An 11,818-nucleotide genomic window follows, 5' to 3' on the forward strand; every position below is an offset into this window, starting at 1 on the left:
ACGGCACGGCACGGGGCCCGGGACACGGCACGGCACGGGGCACAGAGAACGGTCCGGCGACCGCACGTTCGGGACTCGGTCGGGGCGAGAGGAGACGGCTCGGTGCAGGAGAGGTCGGAGCGGACCCGGAGGCGGCTGGTCCACGCCGGGGCCGAAATGTTCCAACGCAATGGCTACGCCAACGCCACACTCGGCGGGATCGCGGCCGCGGCCGGAGTGACGAAAGGGGCCCTGTACTTCCATTTCGCCTCCAAGGACGAACTCGCCGAAGCCGTCCAGCAACGCGGATGCGCCCTGCTCCACGACGCGGTCCGCGCGCTGCGCGAGGACGGCGTCTCACCCCTGCAGGCACTGATCGACATCACCCACTGGCTGGCCTGGACCCTCCACGAGGAACCCGCCATCCCGGCCAGCTTCCGCATCACCAAGGAATGCGGCGGACCCGGCCCGCGCGGACCCGCCGGAGCCAGGCCGGTGATCGTCGACTTCCACGGCGCGTGGATCTCGGCCGTCTCCACCCTGCTGCGCCTGGCACGCGACGCCGGCGAACTCCCGGCGGCGGGCCGCCGCTGGGAGAGCGCCCAGGCCCTGGTCGCGGCCGCCGCCTGCGGCATCGAGACGATGTCCGCCACCGGCATGTCCTACGCCGAACTCCAGGGCAAGGTCGCGGCACTGTGGGCCCTGCTGCTGCCCAGCCTCGTCGCCGTCGGACGCGAACGCGAATACCAGACCGAGGCCGAGTACAGCGGAGCACAGGCCGTACGGATCGGATGGTGAGGGCCGCAGCCGGACCACCGCACCCCCGCAGACCACGACCGGGGGACACCGCAGCGTGAAAATACAGGTACTGGGCCCGCTGAGCGCCGAGGTCAACGGCGGATCCATCGTCCCCACCGCCCGCAAGCCCCGCCAGCTCCTCGCCCTCCTCGCCCTCCACCCCGGACGCGTGCTGCCCATCCCCACCCTCATGGAGGAGATCTGGGGAACCGCCCCGCCCCAGAGCGCACTCACCACCCTGCAGACCTACATCCTCCAGCTGCGCCGCCGCCTGGGCACCGCCATGGGCCCCGACGGCCCCGACGGCGTCAAGGACGTCCTGGCCACCCGCCACGGCGGCTACCTGCTGCACATCCCGCCCGAAGCCGTCGACGTCCACACCTACGAGAGCCTCGCCGCCCGCGGCCACGGCGACTACGGCCGCGGCGACGACCACAACGCCGCGGCCACGCTCCGGGCCGCGCTCGCCCTGTGGCAGGGCCCCGCACTGGTCGACGTACGGGCCGGACCCGTCCTGGAGATCGAGGTACTGCGCCTGCACGAGAGCCGCCTGGGCACCGTGGAACGCCGGATCGACGCCGACCTGCGCCTGGGACGGCACACCGAGCTGCTGGCCGAACTCGCCGAACTCATCGCCCGCCACCCCCAGCACGAGGGCCTGCACTCACAGGCCATGGTCGCCCTCTACCGGTCGGGACGACAGGCCAAGGCCCTGGACGTCTACCGCAGACTGCGCGGCCGCCTGGTCGAGGACCTCGGCGTGGAACCCTCACCGCAACTGCAGCGCCTGCACCGCGCGATGCTGACGGTCGACCCGGCACTGGACGTACAGGCCGGACCCCGACGCGGATCGACATTCGACCTGTACGCCGTCTGACACCCGCCGCCCGACACCCGCCGCGAACCAGGCCGACCGCGCCGTGAACCGCGCCGTGAACCGCGCCGTGAACCGCGCCGTGAACCGCGCCGTGAACCGGGCCGCGAACCGCGCCGCGCGCCGGGCCGCGGGTCGCACGGTGCACGGCCGGCCGACCGGCCTCGCCAGGGCCGCCACCCGTGCCGGGTCCGACCCGGGTGGAGCCCCGGCCCCGCGTCTTCGTGGTTCCGTACGGGAACCCGCCGCCGGGGGAGCGGTCCGCACCGGACGTGCCCGCGCCGCACCGGACGTGCCCGCACCGTCCCCGCCCGCCCGGCCGCGCGAGGCGCAGCCGCACCGCACCGGCGTACCCGCCTGCCGCCGCCGTACCGCTGCAACCCCGTGCGCCCGTGCGCCCGTACGTCGGCGGCCGGGCGGCGGCCGTCACCGGTTGCGGTGGGCGCCGCGCCGGCTCTCGCCGAAGGCGCCGACGCCGCCCCCGGCCGGGCCGCAGCGCCCCGGCCGGGAACCCGCACCCGCACCCGTACCCGCACCCGCACCCGCATCCGATGCCGTACCCGCACCCGCATCCGATGCCGTACCGGCCTGCCGGGAGCGCCCGTTGCGCCGTCCCGCTCCCTCCCGCTCCCGCTCCCGTTCCCGTTCCCGGGGCCCGGGTCGCGGCCCGGGTCACCTCTTCGGCCAGCCGATGTCGTCGTCCGGCTGCTCGCCCCGCTCCGCAAGGTTCGGGTGGAGGGCGGCCGCGGGGACCGCGGTGTGTGCTGCGGGCGTCGAGGACGCGCGGGATGCGCACACCGAAGGCCTCATCGTCGACTCCAAGGCGCTCAAAAACGAATGGAGCAGGGCGCCCGGCCGGTACGCCGGCCGGATTCTGGAGAGTCTGCCTCGACCGGGTCGAGGACCGCTCGAGGAATGCCGGAGGTCCGCACGAAACCCGGACGAGACCGGCCCCGAACCGGTGGCAAAGGTTTGCCCGGCTGTTGCCGCGGACCCTACGCTCGGGGCCGGTTCCCGACAGATTCCTTGCCCACGACCCCAAGGACGCCGCCCATGCTGCGACAGCCCGCTTTCGGACACCGCCTCAAAAAACTCCGGCTGGCCCAGGGCCTGTCGCAGACGGCGCTGGCCGGCGAGGGCATGTCCACCGGCTACCTCTCCCGCCTGGAGTCCGGCGCCCGCCAGCCCACCGACCGGGCCGTCGGCTACCTCGCCGGCCGACTGGGCCTGCAGAGCGCCGACTTCGAGGAACCCGCCACCGGCTCCCTGGCCCACGCCCTGACCCTCGCCTCCTCCACCGGCTCCCCGGACGCCGTCGTCGCCCTGCGCCAGGCCCTGGCCGCCGAGGCCCACGAGAGCCCCGTACTGCGCTGGCAGGCCCTGTGGATCCTCGCCCGCGCCGCCCGCGTCCAGGGCGACCACACCACCGAACGGGACTGCCTCACCCGGCTCGTGGCCCTCGGCGACGAAGTCGGCGTCAGCGAGCTGCGCGTGCGCGGCCTGACCCGGCTCGCCCGCTGCCTGCGCTCCATCGGCGAGATCACCCCGGCCGTGGACGCCGCCGTCCAGGCCCACCGCACCGCCCTGCACGAGAACCTCGGCGTGGAGGACCGCGCCACCGCCCTGCTCGCACTGGTCTCCGTACAGGCCGAGGCCGGCCGCACCGGCGAGGCCCGCGGCCACGCCGACGAACTGACCGCCCTCGTCCGGGGCCGCGGCGACGCCCTCTTCGCCGAGGCCATGTGGACCGCCGCCGCCGTCCGCATGCGCCAGGGCGACTACCCCGGCGCACAGGCCTGCCTGAACGACGCCCTCGAACGGTTCGACAGCCAGGAGGACCTGATCCTGTGGATCCGGCTGCGCCTGGCCTCCGGCCGCCTCCACCTGCAGAAGATGCCCGCCGACCCCGCTCAGGCACAGCACCGCGCCGAGGAGGCCGAAGCCGCCCTCGCCCTGGTCGGCACACCCGCCCTGCGCCAGGACCTGACCGCCCTCAAGGCCGATCTCGCCTTCGCCACCGGCCGCTACGACGACGCCCGCGCCCTGCTCGGCGAACTGGCCGCCGACCGGCCCAGGATGACCTACCGCGGCCAGGTCCGCCTGGAGATCCTGCGCCACCAGCTCCTGATCCTCGCCGGCGACCCGGCCGGCGTCCAGGGACTGCGCGCCCTGGCCCAACAGGCCCAGGAGGACGCCAACATCGACCTCGCCGCCGAGATCTGGCGCGTCCTGGCCGACGCCCTCACCCAGACCACCACACCCCCCACCGTCCCCACCACCGCAGCCGACGCCCCCACCGTCCCCGCCCCCGCAGCCGACGCCCCCACCGCCCCGGCGCCGGCGCCGGCGTCGGCCGCGGGGGGTTGAGGAAGCCTCTAGCACCCTCGTGCAGGGTGGATACACCCGCACACACGATCAGGGGAGGTGCCTCTCATGCCGTCGCAGCGCGTGCACACGAGCGAGCACACGGCGCGGATCGCCGCCCCCGCCGGCGTGGTCTACGGACTGCTGGCCGACGCCGTGCGCTGGCCCCTGCTGCTGCCCGCACCCGTCCACGTCGAGCGCATCGACTTCGACGGCGTCCACGAACGCCTGCGCCTGTGGGACGTCCGGGACCAGCGCATCGGCTCCTTCCACCTGCGCCGCACCCTGCACCCGCACTCCCGGACCATCGAGTTCGAGCAGGAGGACACCGCCCGCCCCGGCACACCCACCACCGGCACCTGGACCGTCGAGGACCACGGCGACACCCACGCCCTGGTGACACTGCGCCAGGACCGCACCGTGGAACGGCAGCCCGCCGCCACCACCGGCCACAGCCGCCGGCAGTGGGAACGCGAACCGGCCGAGCGGCTCACCCACCTCGCGGCCGCCGCCGAACGCTGGGACCGCCTGGACCGACTCCTGCTCTCCTTCGAGGACAGCGTCCACCTCGACGGCCCCGCCGAGCTGGTCTACGACTTCCTCCACCGCATCGCGGACTGGCCAGAACGCCTCCCGCACGTGGACTCCGCCGAGGTCAGCGAGGACGTCCCCGGCGTGCAGCTCGCCGCCCTGGACACCTGCGCCACCCCCGACGGCCTCACCCGCTCCACCCGCACCGTGCGCCTGTGCTTCCCCTCCGCCGCACGGATCGTCTTCAAGGAACTCCTCACCCCCGAGCCGATCGCCGCCCACACCGGCGCATGGTCCCTGGCCCCGGACGGGGACGGCGTACGGGTCCTCTGCGCCCAGCAGGTCCTCCTGCACGAACCCCCCGGCACCCCGGGGGACGCGGCCGGCCTCGCCGAGACCCGCCGCCACGTACGGATCTGGCTGGGACGCGCGAGCACCGAGACGCTGCGCCTGGCCGGCTGGCGGGCCAGAACCGCTGTGCGCCGCCTGCGATGAGCACGCCGAGGAGAGCACCGATGGCACTCACCCACCCCGCCGAACGGGCCCCCCGAGCGCCGCTGTACCTCCACGGACCCGAGGGCTCCGAGGGCCTCGAGGGCCCCTGGGAGGAGGCGGGGGAGCGCCTGGAGGACGCGGGCCGGGCGGTCGTCTGCACCACCTGGGGGCAGTGGCTGACCGCCGTCCTCCTCGACCCGGGCCTGCGCCCGCTGCTGGGGGAGGACTGGCCGGCCTACCGCGGGATGCCGGCCGCGGCCGGGCGGCTGCGGTTCGCCGTCTCGCGCTACGTCATGAAGTACGCCGCCGCCACCGCCCTGGACGTGCCCGTGCACAGCGTGCAACTCGGCCGGGGTCCGGGCGGACGCCCCGTGGTGCGCGGGCCCGGCACCGGCGTTCAGATCGCACTGGCGCACACCGGCGAGCTGATCGTGGTCGGCGTCAGCCGCACCGGGCGGATCGGCCTGCACGCGGAGCCCGCCGACCCCGACCTGCGCGCCCCGCTGCTGCGCGGCCCGGCCGGCCCGCAGCAGCCGGGCGCCGGCGCCGGCCCCGACACCCTCACCGGCAGCGAACGCCGGGCGCGGCTGCTGCGGGAGCTGACCCTCAGGGCGGCCCGCACCGCAGCGACGTACGACGCAGCGGACCCGGACGCAGCGAAGCACGACGCAGCGGACCGCGACGGGGCGACGCACGACGCAGCGGACCGGGACGGGGCGGACCGGGACGGGGCGGACCGGGAGGCGGCGGCGCGGTGCGGGGCGGCGCGGTTCACGGCGGCGGGCACGCAGCCGGCGGGGGGCCCGCCGGAGGCGGTGGGGGAGTGGACTCTCGCCGCGCACCTCGTCCAGGACCGCTACCTGGTCGGCGAGGCGCACGGCCCGCGCCCCTGACCGCCCCCGCCCCGCCCCCGGCCGCCGGGAGCGCTCTCAGGCGGCGAACAGGTCGAACGTGGAGGTGTGCCGCGCTCCGGCGAGGACGTCGAGCTGCGGATCGACGGCCAGCATGGCCTGGTGCAGGCGCTGCAGCTGGGGTGAGGGCTCCACGCCGAGGTCCTCGATCAGCCGGCCGCGCAGCCTGCGGTACACGTCCAGGGCGCTCGCCTGGCGCCCCGACCGGTACAGGGCCACCATCACCTGCGAGTGGAGTCCCTCGTGCTGGGGGTGGCGTGCGGTCAGGTCGGTGAGTTCGGCGATCAGTTCGGAGTGCCGGCCGAGCCTGAGGTCGGCGTCGATCCGCCGCTCCACGCTCACCAGGCGGCTCTCCTCAAGGCGCAGTACCTCGATGTCGAGGATCGGGCCGACCCGTACGTCGACCAGCGCGGGCCCCCGCCACAGCCCCAGCGCGGCCCGCAGGCGGTCGGCGCAGGTGCGGTCGTCGCCCTGCTCGAAGGCGCTGTGGCCCTCGCGGGCCAGCCGTTCGTAGTCGTGCACGTCGACGCACTCCTCGGGCACCTGGAGCAGGTAGCCGCCGTGCCGGGTGGCCAGGACGTCCTTGGCGCCGCCCGGGGCGTCGGGCCCCATCGCGGTGCCCAGGCGCCGGCGCAGTTGGAGGATGTAGGTCTGCAGGGTGGTCAGCGCGCTCTGCGGCGGCTGCGTCCCCCAGATCTCCTCCATGAGCGTGGGCACGGGTATGACGCGCCCGGGATACAGCGAGAGCAGCGACAGCACCTGTCTCGGCTTTCCCGCGGACGGAACGATGGATCCCCCGTTGACCTCGGCACTCAACGGACCCAGAACCTGAATCCTCACGGTCTCCCCTCCGTAACTCGTGGAGTTCCCCGGCGTTTTTCTGCCACCGGTGGCGGAGGTACTGCCCCCCTGACGCGCACGCTAGCCGCGGTGGATGTTTTCCATCCCTTTCCTCCAGCGGCTTTCGAGCCGTCTTCGGTTACGGCCAGTCGATCAGGGCGACGGCCGGGGCGCTGCCCGGGGCGACCGGCCAGTCGATCGGGCCGGCGGCCGAGGCCGGGGCGACGGGCCAGTCGATGGGCCCGGCCTGGGCGGCGCCGCCCGCGGTGAGCACGGCGGCGCAGGCCAGAGCGGCGGTGGCGGCGAGGCGGGCGATGTTCCTCATGGTGACTCCTCCGGGGCAACAGTTTGATTCTTCATGGCAACTCTTCTGCCAAGAAGATTGGCAACACCCGCTCGGGACTCACTCGGGAACCGCTGGAGACGGCCTGGAGAACCCCGCCGCAACCGCCCCGACCTGCAGCGAAATCGGCGAGAAAACAACCGGGCAGGAAATTGCCGGGAGTTGCCAACACGGGGGAACTAGAGCCTCGCCGGAGCGGCCGCCCTCCCGCATTGCCAAAGCCGCCAACCGTTAGGCAATGTATTGCCAAGCCTATTGGCAATGCTCGGTACATGAGGGCCGTGGACATCCCGGCCCCAACCGCGGGGGGAGGCCCCTGAAATGAACGCGCCGACGTACCACGGGGAACGAACGGCCCACCTGAACACCGCCGGAGCCGGCCGGATGCCGGACGCCGTGCACGCCGTACTCGCCCGCTGCACCGCCCTCGACGACCGCTTCGGGCCGGCCGCCGTGCACGAGAGCCCCGACGGGCGGGCACTCACCCGGGTCCACGAACGCCTCGGCGCCCTGCTGGGCGTCCCCGCCGACCGCACCGTCCTGACGACCGGCGCGGCCCCGGCCTTCGAGGCCTTCGCCGCCGCCATCGCCCTCGGCCCGCGCGACCGGATCTGGACCACACCCCACGAGGGCGTGGCCAACCTGCACGCCCTGCACACCCTGCGCGAACGCACCCGGTGCCGGCTGGAGGTCGTCCCGCTGCGCCCGGACGGCGACCTCGACCTGGACTGGATGCGCACCCACCTCGACCAGGACGTCGCCCTGGTCTCCGCCGTCCACCTCTCCGCGGCCTGCGGAACCGTCAACCCGGTCCGGGACATCGGCCGGCTCCTGGCCCACCACCGCGCCCGCTACACCGTCGACGCCTCCCACTCCGTGGGCCTGCTCCCCCTCGACGCCGCGCGCATCGGCTGCCACCTGCTCACCGCGGACGGCTGGAGGTTCCTGCGCGGCCCCCAGGACACCGGATTCGCCTACCTCGCCCCCACCCCCCACCCCACCCCGCACAACGCCCCCCGGCGCGCCTCGCAGGACGCCCCGCACAACGCCCGGCAGGACGGCCCGCACAACGCGCCCCAGGACGGCCCGCCCAACGCCCCCCGGGGGGGCGCGTACAACACTCCGCAGGGCGCCCCGCAGGACGGCTCCCGCAACGCGCCCCAGGACGGCCCGCTGACCGCCCCCCACAGTGCCCCGCAGGACGGCCGGCAGGCTCTTCTGCAGGCGCCCGCGCCCGCCCCGGCGGCCGTCGCCGCACTGGAGGCGGCCCTCGCCCACCGCGCCGACGCCGCCCACCGCGCCGACGCCGCCCACCGCGCCGACGCCGCCCGGCCGGCCGGCGGGGACCTTCTGCCCCTGCTGCGCGACGCCGTCCGCCGCACCCCGGGGATGGAACTGCTCGCCGCGGGACGCGAGCAGGCCGCCGTCCTGGCCTTCCGGCACGCCGAGGTCCCCGCCGCGGCCATCCGCCGCGGCCTGGCCCGGCGCGGAGTCGTCCTGGCCAAGACCGTCGCGCACGAGCACCCCCTGCACCCCGCCGGCCGGGTCGCCGCGCCCGCGCTGCGCGCCTGCGTCGACCAGGACAGCACCGCCCACGACATCGACCGGTTCCGGCAGGCCCTCGCGGAGGTCCTGCTGGAGGAACGCCGCGCCGCGGCCGCCGTCCCCGCCCGCGCCGTACGCGCGGCCGCCGGGTCCGCCGGGTCCGCCGGGTCCGCCGGGTCCGCCGGATCGGCCGACCCCGATCCCGGCCCCCCGGCCCCGTCCCCGTACCGCACCGCCCGGCCCGCCCGCAGGCGCGGCGGCCACCTCACGCTGCACCGGGCGAACTGAGACCCGCCGTTCTTCAGACCTGGAGGAGCCACATGACCATCACCGACGCACCACCCGCGGCCCCCGACCGGATGGCGGAACTCGCCGCCATCAAGGCCACCGCGGTGGCCGGCCCCGACGAACGGGCCACCGAACGCCAGCACGCCAAGGGCAAACTGACCGCCCGCGAACGCATCGGCCTGCTCCTGGACGAAGGGTCCTTCCACGAGATCGAGGCCCTGCGAAGGCACCGCGCCACCGGCTTCGGCCTGGAGGGCAAGAAGCCCTACACCGACGGCGTGGTCACCGGCTGGGGAACCGTGGACGGGCGCACCGTCTTCGTCTTCGCGCACGACTTCCGCATCTTCGGCGGCGCCCTCGGCGAGGCCCACGCCGAGAAGATCCACAAGGTGATGGACCTGGCCCTGGCCGCCGGCGCCCCCCTGGTCTCCCTCAACGACGGCGCCGGCGCCCGCATCCAGGAGGGCGTCTCGGCGCTCGCCGGCTACGGCGGCATCTTCCAGCGCAACACCCGCGCCTCCGGCGTCATCCCGCAGATCAGCGTGATGCTCGGCCCCTGCGCGGGCGGCGCCGCCTACTCCCCGGCCCTGACGGACTTCGTGTTCATGGTCCGCGACACCTCGCAGATGTTCATCACCGGCCCCGACGTGGTCCGCGCGGTGACCGGCGAGGAGATCACCCAGAACGGCCTCGGCGGCGCCGACGTGCACGCCGCCGTCTCCGGCGTGGCCGCCTTCGCCTACGAGGACGAACCCACCTGCCTGGAGGACGTACGCCACCTGCTCTCGCTGCTGCCCGCCAACAACCGCGAGACACCCCCGCGCGAACCCACCGCCGACCCGGCCGAACGGCGCACCGACGCCCTGTCGGCCATCGTCCCCGCCAACCCCCAGCAGGCCTACGACATCCGCAAGGTCATCGAGGAAGTCGTCGACGACGGCGACTTCTTCGAGGTCCACCCGGCCTGGGCGACCAACGTCGTGTGCGCGCTCGCCCGCATCGACGGACACGTCACCGGCTTCATCGCCAACCAGCCCGCCAGCCTCGCCGGGGTCCTCGACATCCACGCCTCCGAGAAGGCCGCCCGCTTCGTGCAGTTCTGCGACGCCTTCAACATCCCCCTGGTCACCCTCGTCGACGTGCCCGGCTTCCTGCCCGGCGTCGACCAGGAACACGGCGGCATCATCCGCCACGGCGCCAAACTCCTCTACGCCTACTGCAACGCCACCGTCCCGCGGATCTCCCTGGTCCTGCGCAAGGCCTACGGCGGCGCCTACATCGTCATGGACTCCCGCTCCATCGGCGCCGACCTCGCCCTGGCCTGGCCCACCAACGAGATCGCCGTCATGGGCGCCGAGGGCGCGGCCAACGTCATCTTCCGCCGCGAGATCGCCGCCGCCGCCGACCCCGACGCCATGCGCGCACAGAAGATCAAGGAATACACGACCGAGCTCATGCACCCCTACTACGCCGCCGAACGCGGCCTCGTCGACGACGTCATCGACCCGGGCGAGACCCGCCGGGTCCTCGCCGCGGCCCTGGCCATGCTCCGCCCCAAGTACGCCGACCTGCCGTCGCGCAAGCACGGCAACCCGCCCGTATGACCGCCCCGGACGCGGCCCCGGACGCGGCCCCGGACGCGGCCGCCGGCCCCGGACAGACCTGGCTGATCCGCCGCGGACACCCCGACCAGGACGAAACAGCCGCCGTCCTCGCCGTCCTGACCGCCCTGCTCCACCACCGGACCGCACCCCAGGCACCACCCCCGCCGCCCACCGCCCCCGCCCCGTGGGACCGCCCGCGCACCGGCCGCCCCCACCGCGCCGGCAGCTGGCGCCCCCACTGACCGCACCGCCTCCATCCCCCTTCCGCCGCGCCACGAGTTCCCTGCGACACGCTGCACACGGCACAGACGGGTGACGGAGGGACGAGGATGACGGTCAAGGCGATGGACAAGGCCCCCGAGCGGCCCGTGGCCCTGGTCACCGGGGCCACCAGCGGCATCGGACTGGCCATCGCCCGGGACCTGGGCGCCCGCGGGCACCGCGTGTTCCTCTGCGCCCGCACCGAGGTCAAGGTCAAACAGACCGTCGCCGACCTCCAGGCCGAAGGCCTCAGCGTCCAGGGCACGGCCGCCGACGTACGCGACCGCACCGCCGTGCGGGACCTGGTCGCCGCCGCCGTCGCCGCCTACGGCGCACCCGTCAGCATCCTGGTCAACAACGCGGGCCGCAGCGGCGGCGGCGCCACCGCCGGCATCACCGACGAACTGTGGCACGACGTCATCGACACCAACCTCAACAGCGTCTTCCTGCTCACCCGCGAGGTCCTCAACAACGGCGGACTCGGCGCCGAACCCTGGGGCCGCATCATCAACATCGCCTCCACCGCGGGCAAGCAGGGAGTCCTCCTCGGCGCCCCCTACACCGCGTCCAAACACGCCGTCGTCGGCTTCACCAAAGCCCTCGGCAAGGAACTCGCACCGACCGGCACCACCGTCAACGCGGTCTGCCCCGGCTATGTGGAGACCCCCATGGCCGCCCGCGTGCGCAGCGGCTACGCACAGGTGTGGGACACCACCGAGGACTACGTCCAGGAGCAGCTCGAGTCCAAGATCCCCCTCGGCCGCTACTCCACCCCCCAGGAAGTGGCCGGCCTCGTCGGCTACCTGACCACCGACCTGGCCGCGTCCATCACCGCCCAGGCCCTCAACGTGTGCGGCGGACTGGGCAACTTCTGACCCACCGGCCGCCATCCCCGTTATCTTTTTCGCGGTCCTGCAACGGGACCGCTGGCCTCCGGGCCCGGCATGGCTGTGTCCCCCTGTCGAAGGCATGACCTGGGGGGTGG

At 74.4% G+C, this 11,818-nt stretch carries 11 protein-coding genes; 9 read left to right on the forward strand and 2 right to left on the reverse strand.

Annotation, left to right across the window (positions count from 1 at the left end; genetic code table 11):
* The first annotated feature begins 102 nt into the window (after positions 1–102).
* The 5 genes from ACIQZO_RS19010 to ACIQZO_RS19030 all read left to right on the forward strand — a co-directional run bounded on the left by ACIQZO_RS19010 (position 103) and on the right by ACIQZO_RS19030 (position 5,934).
* Positions 103–777 (forward strand): ScbR family autoregulator-binding transcription factor, encoded by a 675-nt coding sequence (locus ACIQZO_RS19010; RefSeq protein ID WP_403627405.1) that lies wholly within the window; start codon positions 103–105, stop codon positions 775–777.
* A 55-nt stretch (positions 778–832) separates the two neighbouring features.
* A complete protein-coding gene (locus ACIQZO_RS19015; protein WP_403627407.1) occupies positions 833–1,654 on the forward strand; it encodes a BTAD domain-containing putative transcriptional regulator in 822 nt (273 codons plus the stop codon).
* Between the two features lie 1,050 nt (positions 1,655–2,704).
* Positions 2,705–4,018: a helix-turn-helix domain-containing protein gene (locus ACIQZO_RS19020; RefSeq protein ID WP_403627409.1), complete on the forward strand. Its 1,314-nt coding sequence runs from the start codon at positions 2,705–2,707 to the stop codon at positions 4,016–4,018.
* A 66-nt stretch (positions 4,019–4,084) separates the two neighbouring features.
* Positions 4,085–5,041 (forward strand): SRPBCC family protein, encoded by a 957-nt coding sequence (locus ACIQZO_RS19025; RefSeq protein WP_403627411.1) that lies wholly within the window; start codon positions 4,085–4,087, stop codon positions 5,039–5,041.
* Between the two features lie 20 nt (positions 5,042–5,061).
* Positions 5,062–5,934 carry a 4'-phosphopantetheinyl transferase family protein gene (locus ACIQZO_RS19030; RefSeq protein ID WP_403627413.1) on the forward strand — a complete coding sequence of 291 codons (873 nt, stop codon included), beginning with the start codon at positions 5,062–5,064 and terminating at the stop codon, positions 5,932–5,934.
* A gap of 36 nt (positions 5,935–5,970) precedes the next feature.
* On the opposite strand, the gene ACIQZO_RS19035 is transcribed toward ACIQZO_RS19030, so the two are convergent.
* On the reverse strand, positions 5,971–6,792 hold the full coding sequence (locus tag ACIQZO_RS19035; protein WP_403627415.1) for a BTAD domain-containing putative transcriptional regulator: 822 nt from the start codon (positions 6,790–6,792) through the stop codon (positions 5,971–5,973).
* 139 nt (positions 6,793–6,931) lie between these two features.
* Entirely contained in the window at positions 6,932–7,117 is a 186-nt protein-coding gene (locus ACIQZO_RS19040; RefSeq protein WP_403627417.1) for a hypothetical protein, read from the reverse strand.
* 339 nt (positions 7,118–7,456) lie between these two features.
* Here ACIQZO_RS19040 and ACIQZO_RS19045 point away from each other — a divergent pair, with 339 nt between their 5' ends.
* The 4 genes from ACIQZO_RS19045 (at position 7,457) to ACIQZO_RS19060 (ending at position 11,708) form a co-directional block, all read left to right on the forward strand.
* On the forward strand, positions 7,457–8,968 hold the full coding sequence (locus ACIQZO_RS19045) for an aminotransferase class V-fold PLP-dependent enzyme (RefSeq protein WP_403627419.1): 1,512 nt from the start codon (positions 7,457–7,459) through the stop codon (positions 8,966–8,968).
* A gap of 32 nt (positions 8,969–9,000) precedes the next feature.
* Entirely contained in the window at positions 9,001–10,572 is a 1,572-nt protein-coding gene (locus ACIQZO_RS19050) for an acyl-CoA carboxylase subunit beta (protein WP_403627421.1), read from the forward strand.
* Positions 10,569–10,814 carry an acyl-CoA carboxylase epsilon subunit gene (locus ACIQZO_RS19055; protein ID WP_403627423.1) on the forward strand — a complete coding sequence of 82 codons (246 nt, stop codon included), beginning with the start codon at positions 10,569–10,571 and terminating at the stop codon, positions 10,812–10,814. The genes ACIQZO_RS19050 and ACIQZO_RS19055 overlap by 4 nt, the downstream gene beginning before the upstream one ends.
* 87 nt (positions 10,815–10,901) lie before the next feature.
* Positions 10,902–11,708 (forward strand): SDR family NAD(P)-dependent oxidoreductase, encoded by an 807-nt coding sequence (locus tag ACIQZO_RS19060; RefSeq protein WP_403627425.1) that lies wholly within the window; start codon positions 10,902–10,904, stop codon positions 11,706–11,708.
* Positions 11,709–11,818: the final 110 nt, after the last annotated feature.

Source organism: Streptomyces sp. NPDC097617 (assembly GCF_044761485.1).
Lineage (GTDB): Bacteria > Actinomycetota > Actinomycetes > Streptomycetales > Streptomycetaceae > Streptomyces.

Coding starts and splice junctions, on each gene's coding strand:
- ACIQZO_RS19020 (WP_403627409.1), top strand. CDS start 2,705: ATGCTGCGACAGCCCGCTTTCGGACACCGCCTCAAAAAACTCCGGCTG.
- ACIQZO_RS19025 (WP_403627411.1), top strand. CDS start 4,085: ATGCCGTCGCAGCGCGTGCACACGAGCGAGCACACGGCGCGGATCGCC.
- ACIQZO_RS19030 (WP_403627413.1), top strand. CDS start 5,062: ATGGCACTCACCCACCCCGCCGAACGGGCCCCCCGAGCGCCGCTGTAC.
- ACIQZO_RS19040 (WP_403627417.1), bottom strand. CDS start 7,117: ATGAGGAACATCGCCCGCCTCGCCGCCACCGCCGCTCTGGCCTGCGCC.
- ACIQZO_RS19045 (WP_403627419.1), top strand. CDS start 7,457: ATGAACGCGCCGACGTACCACGGGGAACGAACGGCCCACCTGAACACC.
- ACIQZO_RS19050 (WP_403627421.1), top strand. CDS start 9,001: ATGACCATCACCGACGCACCACCCGCGGCCCCCGACCGGATGGCGGAA.
- ACIQZO_RS19055 (WP_403627423.1), top strand. CDS start 10,569: ATGACCGCCCCGGACGCGGCCCCGGACGCGGCCCCGGACGCGGCCGCC.
- ACIQZO_RS19060 (WP_403627425.1), top strand. CDS start 10,902: ATGACGGTCAAGGCGATGGACAAGGCCCCCGAGCGGCCCGTGGCCCTG.